This window comes from Haloimpatiens myeolchijeotgali (genome assembly GCF_042688525.2).
GTDB lineage: Bacteria > Bacillota > Clostridia > Clostridiales > Clostridiaceae > Haloimpatiens.
The window spans coordinates 1,598,865-1,615,796 of the sequence record NZ_JBHWAB010000001.1 but is presented as its reverse complement, the minus strand read 5'-3'; the positions used below and the strand labels follow the sequence as shown (position 1 = coordinate 1,615,796).

Below are 16,932 nucleotides of genomic sequence, written 5' to 3'. Positions count from 1 at the left end.
CAAGTTCTTAGCTTTACGAATTTGAAAAAAGTTATTTTTTAATTACTGATTCCTACGGAATATTAATTAAAAAATCTTTTTTCAATATGAGTAAAGCTTAGAACTTGTTACTGAAGTGAAAGGTTTCTAAGCAAGATATCATTTCCCGTAGCGGCTATTTTTCACCTGGGAAAGTTGCATACATATTACTAAAAAGTACAATCTACCGCGAAAAATAAACTATTGTAATCAATGAACTATATACTAAAATTCATCAATCACAATAGTTTAACTGGTTAATTGTACTTTTTCATTATAACATATTATTTTATTTTACCTATATCTTTTCTATAATATATGCCATCAAAGTGTATTTTTTCAATATTATCATAAGCATTTTCTCTAGCTTCCTCTAATGTATCACCTTTACAAACCACACATAAAACTCTACCACCAGAAGTTTTTAAACTTTGATTTTCTTCTTTTGCTCCTGCAATAAATACTTTTCCTTTTATTTTCTCATCTATAGTTATTTCAAATCCTTTTTCATAAGATTTAGGATACCCTTTTGATGCACCAACTACACAACATGCATGCTTCTTTTGCCATTTGATTTCATAGTTTTCAAGATTTTTATCTAAAGCTTTAACTACTAAATCTAATAAATCACTTTCCATCAAACATAACACTGCTTGAGTTTCTGGGTCTCCCATCCTTACATTATACTCTAAAAGATACACACCTTTTTTTGTAATCATTATTCCAAAGAAGATTATTCCTACAAAATCCATATTTTCTTTTTGTATGCCGTTTAATGTAGTTTTCAAAATACCTTCATTGAATTGTTCAAGTACTTCTTTTGTACAATAAGGATTTGGAGCTATAACACCCATACCTCCTGTATTAGGTCCTTTATCTTCATCATAAATTTGTTTATGATCTTTAGATGATATAAAAGGAATTATAGTATTTCCATCTGTTATTGACAATATAGATGCCTCTACTCCTTGTAAATACTCTTCTATAACTATATTCTTACCAGCACCTTTAAAGATATCATTCACCATAAAATCTTTCAAAGCTTCATCTGCTTCCTCAAAATTATTACATATAACTACACCTTTACCTGCTGCAAGTCCATCTGCTTTAATAACCATTGGATATTCACATTTTTTTATGTAGTCAAATGCACTTTCAAAATCGTTAAACACCTCATAAGCTGCTGTTTTGACTCCATATTTTTTCATAAATTCTTTTGCAAAAATCTTACTTCCTTCTAAAGCTGCACCTTTACTATTAGGTCCAAATATTTTTAGTCCTTCTTTTTTAAATTCATCTACTATTCCATCAACAAGTGGAGCTTCTGGACCAACTATTGTATAATCAATGCTATTTTCTTTTGCAAAAGATATAAGATGTGGTATTTCACTAATATTTACATTTTCACACTTATCTTCGAAAAATGTGCCTCCATTTCCTGGTGCACAATATACTTTCTTAACTTTTTCATTTTGAGCAAGCTTCCAAGCAATAGCATGCTCTCTTCCGCCACCGCCTATTATTAATAATTTCATTGAAATTACCTCCATAATTCTAGTGTTTAAAGTGTCTCATTCCTGTAAATACCATAGACATTTCATTTTTATTACATGCATCTATTGATTCTTGATCTCTTATTGATCCTCCTGGTTGAATTATAGCTTTTATGTTATGTTTAGCTGCTTCTTCAACAACATCACCAAATGGGAAGAATGCATCTGATGCTAATACTACACCATCTTCGCCTCTTTCAAGAGCTTCTACTGCTGCCCAAATTCTATTTACTTGTCCAGCTCCTACTCCTTTTGCCATTCCATCTTTTACTACAACTATGGCATTAGATTTTACATATTTTACAACTTTCATTCCGAATATCATATCTTTCATTTCTTGTTCAGTAGGTTGTTTTTCTGTTACTACTTTTGTTTCATTTAACAACTCCTTATCTGAACTTTGTACAAGTATTCCTCCGTCTACTTTTACCATTTCAAGCTTACTTTCAGGTTTTTTATCACATTTTATTACTCTTAAATTTTTCTTAGTTTTTAATACTTCTAAAGCATCTTCATCAAAATCAGGAGCTATAACTATTTCTAAGAATATCTTTACAATTTCTTCTGCTGTTGCCTTATCTACTTTTCTATTTAATGCAACTATTCCTCCAAATATTGATACTGGGTCACATTCATGAGCTTTTTTATAAGCTTCACATAATGAATCTGCTACAGCAACACCACATGGTGTATTATGTTTTAATCCACAACAAGCTATTTCATCAAATTCCCAAACAGTTTTCCATGCTATGTCCATGTCTTTTATATTATTATATGATAACACTTTTCCGTTTAATTGTTCAAAATCTTTCATTGAACCACTTTCATGAGTTGATACATAGTAAGCTGCAGTTTGATGTGGATTTTCACCATATCTTAAATCCATCATCTTTTTATATGAAAGAGATAAATACTCTGGATATTCTTCTTCATTTAATAAGAAATTACTTATAGCTGCATCATAAGCTGATGTTAAGTTAAATACTTTTCCTGCTAAATATTTTCTTGTATTACAATCTACATCTTTATTATCTTTTAATTGATCTATTACTGTTTTATAGTCATTTACATCAGTTACTACTATAACATCTTTAAAATTCTTAGCGGCTGATCTTATCATTGTTGGTCCACCAATATCTATAAATTCAACTTTTTCATCAAAAGATATATTCTCATTTACTTTATCAAAGAATGGATAAAGATTAACAACTACCATATCAATAGGTGTAATATTTTTTTCTTTTAATATTTCCATATGTTCTTTGTTATCTCTAACTGCTAATATTCCTCCATGTATATATGGATTTAATGTTTTAACTCTTCCGTCTAGTATTTCATCAAAACCTGTAACTTCACTAACTTCTAAAACTTTTATACCATTTTCTTTTAAATGTCTGTATGTTCCGCCTGTTGATACTATTTCAACTCCATTTTCCATTAAAAAATTTGCAAGTTCTAATATTCCTTCCTTATTGTAAACACTTAATAAAGCACGTTTTATCATAATTAATTACCCCTTCCCTTGAATTTTAATACTTTTTTATTATATTTTCTAACTCAGTGAAATTTACTTAATTATTTAATGACTTTTTTGCCTTTAAGTTTTACACTGTAACAACTTTTCTTTCCTGAACTTTAATTTTATTTTCTGAAATTAACTTTATAGCTTCTGGAAGAGCTTTATGCTCTTGTACTAATATTCTCTTTTGAAGTATTTCTGGAGTATCACTGCTGTAAACAGGTACAGTTTTTTGAACTATTATTGGACCTGTATCTGTTCCTTCATCTACAAAATGAACTGTACATCCAGAAACCTTAACTCCATATTCTAAAGCACTTTCATGTACTTTTACTCCATACATACCTTTACCACAAAAGGCTGGAATTAATGAAGGATGAATATTTACTATTCTATTTTTAAACTTTTGTATTATTTTCCCTTCAAGTATAGCTAAAAATCCCGCTAAAACAATTAAATCTACTTTACCGTCTACAATTTTTAGTATTTCATCTGATAAACAACTCTTGCAGTTCTTCTTACTTACAACATAAGTCTTTATACCTTTTTTCTTTGCTCTTTCAAGCGCATATGCTTTTTCTCTATTACTTATTACCATTTCAATACTACAATTTAAGTACTCATTTTCTACACTATCTATTATTGATTGCAGGTTTGTTCCTCCTCCAGAAACAAGAACAGCTATTTTAAACATACTCCTATTCCCCCAGCTTCTACATGGCCTATTTCATAAGCTTTAATACCACTATCATACAATTTTTTTATTATTTTACTTGATTCTTGTTGTGATACACATAATACAAAACCTATTCCCATGTTAAAAGTATTAAACATATCATTTTCACTAACTCCTAAGCTCATGATGTGTTTATATATTTTAGGCATATTAAAACTGTTTTTATCTACTACAGCTGTAAATTTATCTTTAAACATTCTTGGAATATTTTCATAAACTCCGCCGCCAGTTATATGAGCCATACCTTTAATATTAAAATCATCTAATAGAGCTAAAACTTCTTTAACATATATTCTAGTTGGTGTTAAAAGTGTGTTCCCGATTTTTTCACCATTAAAATCTTCATCAAAATCTTTTATTAATTTTCTTACTAAAGAGTATCCATTACTGTGTACTCCACTTGATTCTAATCCAATTAATACATCTCCATCTTTTATAGTACTACCATCTATCATTTTATCTTTATCAACTATGCCCACTGCAAAACCTGCAATATCATATTTACCTACATCATAAAATCCTGGCATTTCTGCAGTTTCACCGCCAATTAAGGCGCATCCTGCATTTAAACATCCTTGTGAAACACCTTTTACTAAATCAGCTGCAACTTCTGCATCTAATTTACCACAAGCCACATAGTCTAGAAAAAATAATGGTTTAGCTCCATGACACAATATATCATTTACACACATAGCTACACAATCAATACCTACTGTATCGTATTTTTTCATTTTAAAAGCAATGTCTATTTTTGTTCCTACTCCATCAGTACCTGAAACTAAAATAGGATTTTTATATCCTTTACCTATTTCAAACATACCTGCAAAACTTCCAATATTGTTTAAAACTCCAGGTACAAAAGTTCTCTTTGTATACTGCTTCATCAAGCTAACAGCTTTATATCCTTCTTTTATATTTACCCCTGCAGATTCATAATTTGCCATCTTAAAGCCTCCCAACTATAAAAAACGAATTATTTTTCTTTTTCACCATCTTTATAAAATTCACTAACAGTGGATATTGGATATTCTCCAGAAAAACATCCAACGCAATAACCTTTTTCTTTTCCCAATGATTCCAAAAGTCCTTCTATACTTATATATCCTAAACTATCTGCTCCAATTTTTTCTTTTATTATTTCTATATTATTAATTGCCCCTATAAGTTCTTTCCTATAAGGTGTATCAATACCAAAATAGCATGGGAATTTAACCGGAGGAGATGACACTCTAAAGTGTACTTCTTTAGCTCCAGCTCTCTTTAATATATTTACAAGTCGTCTACTGGTAGTTCCTCTTACAATTGAATCATCTATAATAACAACTCTTTTACCTTCTACATTTACTTTTAATACATTAAGTTTAACTGATACATCTCTTTCTCTCATTTCTTGTGTCGGAGATATAAATGTTCTTCCTATATACTTATTTTTAATTATTCCTATAGCATAAGGAATTCCAGAAGCTTTTGAAAAACCAATTGCTGCTGGCACTCCTGAATCTGGCACACCAATTACTACGTCTGCATCTACAGGACATTCCTTCCAAAGTCTTTCTCCTGCTCTTACTCTTGATTCATAAACATTTATTCCATCTATTACACTGTCAGGTCTTGCAAAATAAATATATTCAAAAGAACATGTTGTAGATTTTGTTTTTTCTGCAACCTTAATTGATTTTATACCTTCTTCACCTATTATAACTATTTCTCCTGGTTCCACATCTCTTACAAATTCTGCTCCTACTGCATCTAGGGCACAACTTTCTGAACTTAGTATATAACTTTCGTCCAACTTTCCTATACATAATGGTCTAATACCATTAGGGTCTCTTGCTCCAATTAATTTATCCTTTGTAAGTATTAATATTGCATATGATCCTTTTATAAATTGTATTGCATCTACTAATGATCTTTCTATTCCTTTTTTATAATTTTTTGCAATTAAATTTATTATAACTTCTGAATCTATAGATGTTTGAAAAACACATCCAACTTCTTCTAAAAGTTCTCTTATTACTTCAGCATTTACTAAATTACCATTATGAGCAATACCTATAGAACCTAATTTAAATTTACTTACAAGGGGTTGTGCATTTTTTGCTTCACTTTCTCCTGCTGTAGAATATCTAACGTGACCTATTGAAATTTTCCCTGTTAACTTATCTAATGTATCCCTATCAAATACATCACTCACAAGTCCCATTTTCTTGAAGCAATCGATATTTTCTCCATTGCTTACTGCAATTCCACAACTTTCTTGACCCCTATGCTGAAGTGCATATAATCCATAATAAGTAAGAGCACTAACATCTAAATTATCATCTTTAGAATATATACCAAATACACCGCACTCTTCCTTAAGTTTATCACCTTGTAAATCAAAAATGGTATCCTTCAATTATTACACCCCCAATTAGTGGCTAATTTATTGTACTTATTTTATTCTATTCATTATTTCTATATAAGCTTCTTTAATATTTCCAAGATCTCTTCTAAATCTATCTTTATCCAATTTTTCATTTGTTTTTGCATCCCAAAATCTACATGTATCGGGAGAAATTTCATCTGCAAGAACTATTTTATCATAGAACTTTCCAAATTCTATTTTAAAATCAATTAATTTTATATTTCTTTTTAAGAAAAATTCTTTTAGTATATTATTTATTTTTGCTGTAGTACCATATATATTGTTAAGCTCATCAAAACTAGTTAATCCCATAGCAACAGCATGATAATCATTTATTAAAGGATCACCTAACTCATCCTTCTTATAACATATTTCAAAAACAGGAGTTTTAAGTTCTGTTCCTTCTTCAATTCCTAATCTTTTTGCCATACTTCCTGCTGCAACATTTCTTACTATTACTTCAAGAGGAACTATCTCTACTCTTTTGCACAATTGATCTCTTTCATTTAACTTCTTTTCAAGATGTGTTTCAATTCCATGTTCTTTTAATAATTCAAACAATGCTGTTGATATAGAATTATTTAATACTCCTTTTTCATTTATCGTACCTTTTTTTTCACCATTGAAAGCTGTTGCATCATCTTTATAATGAACTATAACATAATCCTTATTCTCTGTTGAAAATACTTTTTTTGCTTTTCCCTCATACATAAGTTCTTTTTTTTCTAAGTTTAATTTTTTGCTATCCATTAAAATTCAACCCCTTCTTCGTTTTCTTTTATAAAGTTTTCTTTCATTGTTTTTCTATATTCTAAAAGTTTTTTATTAATTTCTGGATATTTTAATGCCAATATTTCAATTGAAAGCATTGCTGCATTAAAACTATTATTTATTCCAACAGCTGCTACTGGAATAGATTTTGGCATTTGAACTATTGAAAGAAGTGCATCCATTCCCTCAAGTGCTGCCTTTATAGGAACTCCTATAACTGGAATTGTAGTTTGAGATGCTATAACTCCTGGAAGATGTGCTGCAAGACCTGCTCCTGCAATTATACACTCTACTCCTTTTTCTTCTAACTCCTTAATAGTTTCACTTAACTTTTCTGGTACCCTATGAGCTGATAATATGTATCCTTTATGTTCTATCTCAAACTCATTTAAAAGATCTGAAGCTTTTTTCATAATTTCCTTGTCTGATTTACTTCCAAATATTATTGCAACTTTCAAAGCAATCCCTCCTAAATAATAGAAACTTGATTTAATATCAGCTGTAAATTACTTTATGTAATTATATTAAAAATATTATGAATTTTGTTGATATAATAAAATACATTATATACTTTACTACATAATTAAAATCCACCACAATCTATGAGTAAGTTTGCAGTGGATTTTTCACCTATACTTACTCATAGTCAGAAAATTTACGGTTTTCTGGTAGAAACTTCCGAACCTTATCATCGGATTTATATGAGTTATTTACATATTCGTTATTTAATTACCACAACTTAATAATAACACCCTGAAAAGCATTTTTCAATACATTTTTAAATATTTTTTTATAATCGTTCGTTAATTTATGTATTATTTAAACTTTTATATTTTATATTGTTCGTATTTGTGTTGAATTATTATCCATTTATTCTAATGTATCCTTATTTATACTTTGTTCTTTATTATTTATTTTTCGCTTTCTTAACCTTATTTTTCCTAATTATAGAAAATCCAAGATAATTCATGTATAATGTATATATTTATAATGATAATAAAGAAAGGATGTCACACATGTTCTCAAATAACAAAGGTTTATTTAAAGAAGCTAAAGCTGCTAGATATTTACCTAATTTTATTCTAGCACCAATATTAGTTATTGTTTTTTTTATACTTGGTGAAATACCTGGTGAACTTTTAAACTCATTCATTATTTCATCTAATGTTAGTCCCTCAATTGCTATGTTAAGCAATCTTATTTGTGGTTTTTTATTTGTTTCATTGATAATTTTTATTTGGGTAAGATTTGTAGAAAAAAGAAAAGTTTCAAGTATGGGTTTTTATAAAGAAAGTTTCATAAAAAAATTTTTTACTGGATTCTTAATAGGTCTAATAATGTTTTCTTTAGTAACAGCATTACTTTTTGTAACAGGACATATTACCATAAATAATAATCCCACTTCTGCTGTAGGATTATCTGCTTTAAGCAGCATTTTAATTGTATTACCAGGCTGGATTATACAAAGTGCCACTGAAGAAATTGCTACAAGAGGATGGCTTATGAATGTTCTAGGTGCTCGATATAATGTTTTTTTAGGTTTATTAATATCTTCTACTCTTTTTGGTATTCTTCATTTAGCCAATCCAAATGTAAGCGTGGTAGCAATACTTAATATAATTTTGGTTGGAATCTTTTTTGGATTTTATGTTATTAAGACTAAAAATTTATGGGGGGCTTGTGGACTTCATGCTGCATGGAACTGGGCTCAAGGAAATATTTTTGGTTTTGAAGTTAGTGGTCTTAAAATACAGATTGGAAGTTTAATTCATTTAAAATTAAAAGGGGCAGACTGGTTTACAGGTGGTGCTTTTGGACCTGAAGCAGGAATTGCAGCAACTATTGTTTTGTTAACAGGTATAATAATTGTATTTTTTATGCTAAGAAAAGATAACTAAGCTTTCACAGATTAAAAATAGCTGATACGGAAAATGATATATTGAAGGAAGTGAAAAAATGCAAGGAATAATTATAATAATCATTATAGCAATTATAGTTCTAATTGTATCAAGGAAAAACTATAAAAATAGAACTAAAAATTTATCTTTAAATTTTAGTGAATATAACAAATTAATACGAGATAAATTTTATAGTTTATCTGAAGATGATCAAACTAAATTTCTAAATTCTCTTGAAAAAGATTTATATCTATTTTTTGATAATGTAGTACTTGGTAAATCAAAAAAATTACCTCAAAACACTTGGTCACTACAGCAGCAAATGCTTAAACAGCAAGAAATAATGAAAATATTCAAATTGTTTGTTAGTTAATCTCATTAAAATGTGATAAAATATAAACAAAATTCTTGTCCTAAAATTAATTAAACGTGGATTGAGGTAAATGATATGAAAATACTTTTAGTAAGTGATGTAGAATCTAAATATATATGGGACTATTTTGATAAAAACAGATTTTCTGATATTGATTGTATTATTTCTTGTGGAGATTTAAAAGCTTCTTATCTTTCTTATTTAGTTACTATGTTAAATGTTCCTTTATACTATGTACCAGGAAATCATGATAAAGAATATATAAATAATCCTCCATTAGGATGTATTAATATACATGGTAAAGTTGTTAACCATAAAGGAATTAGAATACTAGGTATTGGTGGGTCAATGAAATATTCAAATGGCCCTTTCCAATATTCAGAAAGGGAAATAAAAAAAGTAACAAGAAAAGCTAAATTAAAGCTTTTCTTTAATAAGGGTATTGATATTTTAGCTACACATGCTCCTGCTTTAAACTTAGGTGATGGTACTGATTTATGCCATAAAGGATTTAGTGAATTTAGAAAGCTCATTGATAATTATAATCCTAAATATCATTTTCATGGACATCAACATCTTAACTATGATCTTCAAAAAAGATCTTTAAAATATAACTGTACAAATATAGTAAATGCTTATAATTACACTATAATTGATTATTATAAGGATCAACTATAGATTCTACTCCATCCACAAACCAATCCATAGAAAGTAAATCTTCGTATGCTGCTGAATTACTTTCTTTTATTTTTAAATTTCCTTCACAATCAAAAATAGGTCCTGTAAAAGGATTGAATTCTTTTTCAAGTATCATCTTTTTAAATAACTCTATGAGCATTTGGGATCTTTTAGGTATATATCTATTAGAATAGATTACATCTATTATTCCTGAATCCATACCCAACCAATAATTTATCAAATCAGTATTAGCAGCCCATATATCAAATATATTTCTATCTTCTCCATTAATCATAAGTGTTAAAAATTTTTCATAGAAGTTTTTCCAATTTAATATTATATTAGCATAATGGGAAAACAAGAAATTTTCATCTGTTTTTTCTTCTAAATTTAAAGAACAAAGTCCATATTGAAAATCATTAGATTCTGGTGCAGGCAATTCATGATAACATACAATGTCTACATTTTCCTTTTCTAAAACTTTTTTTATTGGTTTAAGTTTTTCACCATCTCTTTTATCAGTATTCCACAATACTTTAACTTTTGCTCTTGGATTTACCATTTGTGCTCCTAATGAAAAAGCATTTATTTCTACTATTGTTTCTCTAATAGGATAATGAGCTACATAACCTATAGTATTAGTTTTGGTAAATGTACCTGCTAAAAGCCCCATTAAAAATCTTGGTTCATACATTCTTCCATAATACATTATTACGTGTTTTAACGGAAGAGAGTCTGAACAATTTAAAAATTTTACCTTAGGATAATCTAATGCTGCTTTTAATGTAGCATTTTTAAGGGTAGGATGAGTTGTAAAAATTATATCGTACCCTTCTTTAACTAAAAGAGATATTTTCTCATAAGCATCTTCACAACATACTTTCTCAATATAAGTTGTAGTTATTTTACTTCCAAAAGTTTTATCCAAATGAAGACGTGCGCATTCATGTGCATAAGTCCATCCAGACTGTTTGATACTTCCTTTATAAATAAAACCTACTTTTATTTTCTTTCTTGGTATTATTGTTGTTAAAGAAGTAAAAATTCCTTTATTTGAAGTTTTTATAGGTTCTGATATCACTTTTTTTTCATTTTTACTTTGTGCTTCTAATTCCTTTATAAACGTTATAATCCTAGTCTTTTCACCTTGATTAAATTCCTGTGGTATTCCATAAATTTTGATATATTCTAAAACAGCATCACTAGTGGTTACTGAAAGTTTATTCCCTCCACATTTATGAAAAATTTCTCTAAAAGGATCATAAACATAGCTTATAAAATGCTTATACTTGTCATCAAATACTTCTAATGTAGGATTATATTCATTCAAAAATTTATCCATTAAATCAAAATTTTCTTCCTTAGAAAACCATATAGAATTAATTGATGTTTTTTTATTAAACTTTAAAAACTTGTAGTAAAGTTTTATCTTTTCATCTTCTTCATTATATTCAGGAATTAGTCTTATAACATCAGCTACTATAGAATATGCCCCCAAATATTTAAGAACACTTACTCTCTTGTTACCTTCTACTACATAATAATAATTTAAATATTCATAGACCTTTATAGGGTCTTTAATTCCCTCATTCATATGATGTTTATACAAAGATGTCCACTTCGTTTTAAACTCACTATCTTCATGATGGATAAGAGGCATAAAATTAGCGGAAAAAGCTTCAGCTCTTGATGAAGTATAAGTTCCAACAACTTTTTCTAGTGGTATTTCCATTACTCCTAAATTCTCTTTTCCGCATATCTTAGATTCCTCTAAAAAAGATAAAAGTGAAACCAAGTGTCCATCTTTTCCTCTTATCTTAAGCTTTAGAAAACTGGCTTTTCCCATTCTCACGGCTTTATAGTATTCTTGTTCTTCACCCATAACTTACCTCCAATGAGTTATTCTTGCTTATAGTATATCAAAAAATCAGATACAGTCCACAAATTTATTGAATATATCATTCTGTTAAGAAAAACTCATTGTTTGAGTGTAGTGAATTTTAATTTTTATTTACTAGTTGCACACACTTATAACAAAAAATTGTTTTGTAAAGTGAAATGTTTTAGGGCACTATATAATTTGTAATTCTGATTCTTTTATTGCCATATCAAGTTGTTGACTTGTCAATTTTTTAGGATAATTATACATAGTTCCACCGGGTTTCTCCGTATAATATGGTCTATTACATCCTGGACATCCTGGTGTTTCAAAAGCTTTACCATCCATAAGTTTCTCTAAAACATTTTGCTTATCAATATTTATTTTAACTAACTTATTTTTTTCAAACTTTAAATTTTCAAATTTAATGAATTTATTTTTTAATAAATAATTTGCAATTTGAACTCTTCTATATGTACTTATATGTGGAGAAGTACATTTTTCTAGCTTTGTTCCTCTAACAGGATTAAAAGCAAATAATCCTACAGAAATATTAACCCTGTGCATACTATCTATTATTTTAATAATTTCTTCCTCTGTTTCTCCTAGTCCTACAATTAAATGAGTTGATATTCTATTTGGAAATTTTTCTGCACACTGCTTTAGTAAATTTATCTTACTTTCATAATTTCCACCCTTAATTTGTCTATAAATATTTTCATTACATGCATCTATTGCCATGCAAACTTTATCTGCTCCTTTTTGTATTCAGCTCTTCAACTCTTTCCAAAGTATTTGCATTTACAGCAGCACTAATTGGAACATTACACTTTGCAGAAATTATTTCAATTAGTTTGCTGCATCTTTCAAAACTATCTGCAGTACTTGTGGATTGAATACATACTCTCTTTATTTGTTTTTTATTATAGCTGTTTACTATACTTTCGATTACTTCATCATCTTCAAAAGAAGGCCATATAACTCTAGATAAAAATTTTAAATTTGCCTTACTTTCTCTTGCTTGAGGACAAAATCCACAATTATTAGTACATCTATCTCCATTTAACAAATAAACTGTTGTACATTCAGCATCTGTTTGTATTTTTTTTAATCCTAATACTGATGCAGAGCCCGCTGAAACTTTTATCATAACACACAACACTCCTGTCCCTTTTTTATTGATAATTGTAACTCTTCTGCCGCTTTTACCGCATAATCTGTAGGATTTACTATTTTATTAACTCCACATTTTACAGCATAATAATCTATGTATTTTCTTATCTTTCCTTTTGCTTTCATACATCCTAAATGTATAGGCTTATCTGGGAATTGAACTCTAGCTTGTGCTAGTATCTTTACTATTTCATCTAAATGTGGAGACTTTCTATTTTCATATACAGTACCTTGTGTAGGAATAAAAATAATAAAAACTAAAGCATCTACCCCTATTTCTTTTAAAACATCTAAAGCTTTACATTCTCCTTTAACTTCTCCACCTTTTAATCCTATGCAAATATGTGGTACCACTTTAGTCTTATCTTTTAATTTTTTATATGTATTTATATAATCTTTATATGTTTTATTTAATCCATAAACTTCTTTAATTGTTTCATCATCTACAACAAAATCAAAAGAAACACAATCTGCTAAATCTTTAATCTTTTCAATTTTTTCTTCATCAATTAATCCTAAATGCATATTTATCTTTTTTCCAGAGTCTTTAAGTTGTTTTAAAAATTCTAGATGCTTGTCTAACTCTACAACACCCTCTTTATTGCACCCTCCACTTACAAGAAAACTATCATATTCATTTATAACTTGCTTGTCTACATTTTCTACAGGAGTCATGCCTTTTAAATAATGCCCATTGCAATGTGCACACTTTAATTCACAGTATTCCCCTGTTACGCTTACAGGCAAAGTTTTTACCGGAATATCAAATTCAATGTCATTTGTAAAATTTTCACTTCTAACACGCCAAGCTTTATCCATCATTTTTATTAATTCATCACTCAAATTATACATTTTACCTTTTTCTGATTGAAATATAAAAATCAGATTAACCTCCTTTTTTTAAACTATTTTGTATTAATTTATATTATAATATATATAATAACATATTTCTTAAAATATGTATCTGTGCTTTAAACCAATAAATTCTTGAAAAAAGTTAAAAGCTTTCTGCAACTGCAGAAAGCTATCCTTCATTTAATTATCTTTTTTCTCTTTTTAACTGTGTTCTATCTACTACACTTCCAACTTGTCACTATCATACTCTTTTTCCCCTCAAACGCTATTCCAAGCTCTATAACGTCCTTAACTCCTCTATCCAAAAGCTCTCTTTTATAATTTCTATCTTCTATTTGATTTAAAGCATTTTGAGCACATTTCTCTAAAGTTTCATTATCATCTTTATCTACTTTTTTAAATTCTATAACTATTCCTTTTTTATTTATGTCTCTTGGGATAATCATTATATCGTATCTGCCATATCCACTTTCTCTGTTAGATTTAACCTGGTATTCATCAGAAAGAGCTATAAGTGCACCAAGTACAAAAGAATGATATACTTTTTCACTTTCTTTTCCTGACACATCAAAATAACTCACTGAATTTAATATGAATTCTCTAAATATCTTACTGAAAATTTTTATATCTCCAGTAACCAAACTCTTTAACATTACATTAAACTTTTCACCGCTTATATTTTCTCTAAACCAAGCTAATATAATATCCTCATATAAATATTTAACTTCCAGATTAGGTATTTTTAATTTGCAGTATGTTCTTGCTCTTTCTATTTTTTTATCAACCACTTTTAAGTACCCACTAAAAAGCAAAAAACTCCAAGCATTATTACTTTCTGCATTTATGTCATGCATAACTATATTTTCATTAATTTCTTTTTCTATCTCTTTTCCCTCTACTAAATCTTCAAGCTCCATTTTCAAGATTTCTCCGCCTTTTGCAAGCACTCTCTTTACTAAATCATTGCTGCTAGTATTTACCCAATATGGCTTAAAGCCTTCTCTATAATTATCCACATAATTTAATATAGACCAAGGATTATATATAGTTTTATCTCCAAATCTATATCCATTATACCAATTTTGTACTTCTTTCGTTTCATATTCTATTCCATAATATTTAAGCATATCTTGCATTTCATCTTCTAAGAATCCGAAACTGCTGTTGTAGTGCGAACTTATTAATGTACTTACTTTTAAATTATTCATTCCTGAAAAAATGCTCTCTTTTGCAACTCTAAGTATACCTGTAAGAACTGATTTTTCTAGATAAGTATTATCTTTAAGTCCACCACTTAAAAATATTCGCATGAATTCTATTACTTCATCATAATATCCATGCATATATCCACTTTGGATTGGCACATCATATTCGTCTATCAATATAACAACCTTTTGTTTATGGAATTTATATAAATATTGAGATAATATTTTTAATCCATTTAAGTAAGTACTATAAGGTGCAGTACCTTCTAAAATTTGCATTACTTTCTTTTTTTCATATTCTTTTAAGGCATCTCCTTCTAAAATATAATCATGCCTACTAAATTCATTTATAACAATTCCTTCAAAACCATCTTTACATCTTTCCCACTTAGAATGTTTTTCATCCTTAAAAGTAATATAAATAACAGGATACTTACCTTGCATAGTCATTATATCTTCATAATTATTTATTTTTAAACCTTCAAATAAATGTCTATTATCTTCTTCACTTTTTTCATAAAGATATTTGAGCATGCTCATGTTTAAAGTTTTTCCGAATCGTCTTGGTCTTGGCAAAAGTATAACTTCTGAACCATCTTCAACTATTTCTTTTATGAACAAACTTTTATCCACAAAATAATAATTATCTTCTATAACTTTTTTAAAATCACTTACACCTATTGGTATTTTCTTCTTCATAGAATCCCTCCACATAAACTCTCTCTAGGATTCCTCCCAGCATGTTCTCTTATCATCATTATACCCTAAAGGTAATCAATTAAACTAGTAGTTTTAATTGAATTATTAATTATACTAAACAACAATTTTACTTTACTAATAATTTAAAATTTATATATAATATTGCATAAAGTACTTTACACTATGAAGTAAATCAATTAAAAAAAGAACTTGCTGATATTTATAAGGTTCAAAGAAAATTTTCTAAAAGCATACTTATTATAGCTTTAATAGTTTTATTTATTGGTATTTCTTCCTTAATGTATAAAATATTTATTTATAATAGACCTTCAAGAATAGTAGACAACATGATAAATAATATAGAAAATTCAATAAAACAAAACAATCAAATATCAAATGAAACACTTAATAAACTATTTGAAGATAATAAGAAACCTCTTAAATATACTGGAAAAACTTTAAAATATATATCTATATTTCAATATAACAACAGCAATAAAAATAAAGAAGAATTATTAGATACCTATCCTAAACTAAAAAATGCAAAATATATATATCCTGATATTAAAGAACTTAATAGTGACTTATCAAGAATAGGTTATATTTCAAATGCCTCTTCATCAAAAGTATTGGTAAATAAAAATAGTACCTGGCTTATTCGCATTGCATATATATCAGGCGAATATAAGTACATTATAAATTATTTTATAATTACATGTTTTGTAATCTATTGGTTATTATTTGGTATATGGGCAACGATCAATGTTTATCATAAGGTAGGATATAAATTTGGATGGACTGTATCATTCTTTGTCTTTAATATTTTTGCATATATGTTATTCATGTTCAAAAATAAGACAAAAATTTGATAACTAATTCCTTTGGAATATTTTTCAAAAATTCTTCTTTTGAATATGAGTAAGATTTAGAACTTGTTACTGAAGTGACACGATTCTTAACACTATATAGATATTTACCTCACAGGCTTTGTATATTGTCAGTAAATAAAATTTATTGCCTGTGGTAAATATCTATATAGTGTACAGGATATCATTGGAACAAAGTTTACAAGTTCTTAATCTTACGAATTTCAAAAGAGTTATTTTTTGATAACTAATTCCTTTGGAATATTTTTCAAAAATTCTTCTTTTGAATATGAGTAAGATTT

The 16,932-nt window shown here is 28.1% G+C and carries 16 protein-coding genes and 1 riboswitch; of the genes, 4 read left to right on the top strand and 12 right to left on the bottom strand.

Going from position 1 to position 16,932, the window contains the following annotated elements; translation table 11 throughout:
* Positions 1–302: 302 nt before the first annotated feature.
* From purD to purE, 7 genes are all read right to left on the bottom strand, one after another.
* Positions 303–1,553 (bottom strand): phosphoribosylamine--glycine ligase, encoded by a 1,251-nt coding sequence (gene purD / locus ACFIJ5_RS07285; RefSeq protein ID WP_379805567.1) that lies wholly within the window; start codon positions 1,551–1,553, stop codon positions 303–305.
* 19 nt (positions 1,554–1,572) lie between these two features.
* Complete coding sequence (gene purH / locus ACFIJ5_RS07280) at positions 1,573–3,075, bottom strand: bifunctional phosphoribosylaminoimidazolecarboxamide formyltransferase/IMP cyclohydrolase (RefSeq protein ID WP_379805565.1); 1,503 nt, start codon at positions 3,073–3,075, stop codon at positions 1,573–1,575.
* Positions 3,076–3,175: 100 nt separating this feature from the next.
* The gene (purN, locus tag ACFIJ5_RS07275) at positions 3,176–3,784 is read right to left on the bottom strand and encodes a phosphoribosylglycinamide formyltransferase (protein ID WP_379805563.1); all 609 of its coding nucleotides are present in this window, start codon (positions 3,782–3,784) and stop codon (positions 3,176–3,178) included.
* Complete coding sequence (gene purM / locus ACFIJ5_RS07270; protein ID WP_379805561.1) at positions 3,772–4,770, bottom strand: phosphoribosylformylglycinamidine cyclo-ligase; 999 nt, start codon at positions 4,768–4,770, stop codon at positions 3,772–3,774. Before purM ends, purN begins: the two co-directional genes overlap by 13 nt.
* A 29-nt stretch (positions 4,771–4,799) precedes the next feature.
* Positions 4,800–6,212, bottom strand: a complete 1,413-nt coding sequence (gene purF / locus ACFIJ5_RS07265) for an amidophosphoribosyltransferase (protein ID WP_379809564.1) — start codon at positions 6,210–6,212, stop codon at positions 4,800–4,802.
* Positions 6,213–6,260: 48 nt separating this feature from the next.
* Complete coding sequence (gene purC / locus ACFIJ5_RS07260) at positions 6,261–6,983, bottom strand: phosphoribosylaminoimidazolesuccinocarboxamide synthase (RefSeq protein ID WP_379805559.1); 723 nt, start codon at positions 6,981–6,983, stop codon at positions 6,261–6,263.
* Positions 6,983–7,462, bottom strand: coding sequence for a 5-(carboxyamino)imidazole ribonucleotide mutase (gene purE / locus ACFIJ5_RS07255; protein ID WP_379805557.1), 480 nt, complete (start codon positions 7,460–7,462; stop codon positions 6,983–6,985). Before purE ends, purC begins: the two co-directional genes overlap by 1 nt.
* Before the next feature lie 165 nt (positions 7,463–7,627).
* Positions 7,628–7,729: riboswitch (purine riboswitch) on the bottom strand.
* Between the two features lie 291 nt (positions 7,730–8,020).
* Here purE and ACFIJ5_RS07250 point away from each other — a divergent pair.
* From ACFIJ5_RS07250 to ACFIJ5_RS07240, 3 genes are all read left to right on the top strand, one after another.
* Complete coding sequence (locus ACFIJ5_RS07250; protein WP_379805554.1) at positions 8,021–8,902, top strand: CPBP family intramembrane glutamic endopeptidase; 882 nt, start codon at positions 8,021–8,023, stop codon at positions 8,900–8,902.
* Between the two features lie 58 nt (positions 8,903–8,960).
* Positions 8,961–9,275 (top strand): hypothetical protein, encoded by a 315-nt coding sequence (locus ACFIJ5_RS07245; RefSeq protein WP_379805551.1) that lies wholly within the window; start codon positions 8,961–8,963, stop codon positions 9,273–9,275.
* Positions 9,276–9,350: 75 nt separating this feature from the next.
* The gene (locus tag ACFIJ5_RS07240; protein WP_379805548.1) at positions 9,351–9,953 is read left to right on the top strand and encodes a metallophosphoesterase family protein; all 603 of its coding nucleotides are present in this window, start codon (positions 9,351–9,353) and stop codon (positions 9,951–9,953) included.
* On the opposite strand, the gene ACFIJ5_RS07235 is transcribed toward ACFIJ5_RS07240, so the two are convergent.
* The 5 genes from ACFIJ5_RS07235 to ACFIJ5_RS07215 all read right to left on the bottom strand — a co-directional run bounded on the left by ACFIJ5_RS07235 (position 9,922) and on the right by ACFIJ5_RS07215 (position 15,764).
* Positions 9,922–11,835, bottom strand: coding sequence for a BMP family ABC transporter substrate-binding protein (locus ACFIJ5_RS07235; protein WP_379805546.1), 1,914 nt, complete (start codon positions 11,833–11,835; stop codon positions 9,922–9,924). The genes ACFIJ5_RS07240 and ACFIJ5_RS07235 overlap by 32 nt on opposite strands.
* Before the next feature lie 189 nt (positions 11,836–12,024).
* Positions 12,025–12,573, bottom strand: coding sequence for a hypothetical protein (locus ACFIJ5_RS07230; protein ID WP_379805544.1), 549 nt, complete (start codon positions 12,571–12,573; stop codon positions 12,025–12,027).
* Positions 12,574–12,580: 7 nt separating this feature from the next.
* Positions 12,581–12,982 carry a hypothetical protein gene (locus ACFIJ5_RS07225; RefSeq protein ID WP_379805542.1) on the bottom strand — a complete coding sequence of 134 codons (402 nt, stop codon included), beginning with the start codon at positions 12,980–12,982 and terminating at the stop codon, positions 12,581–12,583.
* On the bottom strand, positions 12,979–13,857 hold the full coding sequence (locus ACFIJ5_RS07220; RefSeq protein WP_379805539.1) for a radical SAM protein: 879 nt from the start codon (positions 13,855–13,857) through the stop codon (positions 12,979–12,981). The genes ACFIJ5_RS07225 and ACFIJ5_RS07220 overlap by 4 nt, the downstream gene beginning before the upstream one ends.
* Positions 13,858–14,072: 215 nt before the next feature.
* Positions 14,073–15,764 carry an AAA family ATPase gene (locus ACFIJ5_RS07215; RefSeq protein WP_379805536.1) on the bottom strand — a complete coding sequence of 564 codons (1,692 nt, stop codon included), beginning with the start codon at positions 15,762–15,764 and terminating at the stop codon, positions 14,073–14,075.
* A 299-nt stretch (positions 15,765–16,063) separates the two neighbouring features.
* Here ACFIJ5_RS07215 and ACFIJ5_RS07210 point away from each other — a divergent pair, with 299 nt between their 5' ends.
* On the top strand, positions 16,064–16,633 hold the full coding sequence (locus tag ACFIJ5_RS07210; RefSeq protein WP_379805534.1) for a hypothetical protein: 570 nt from the start codon (positions 16,064–16,066) through the stop codon (positions 16,631–16,633).
* The last annotated feature ends 299 nt before the right edge of the window (positions 16,634–16,932 follow it).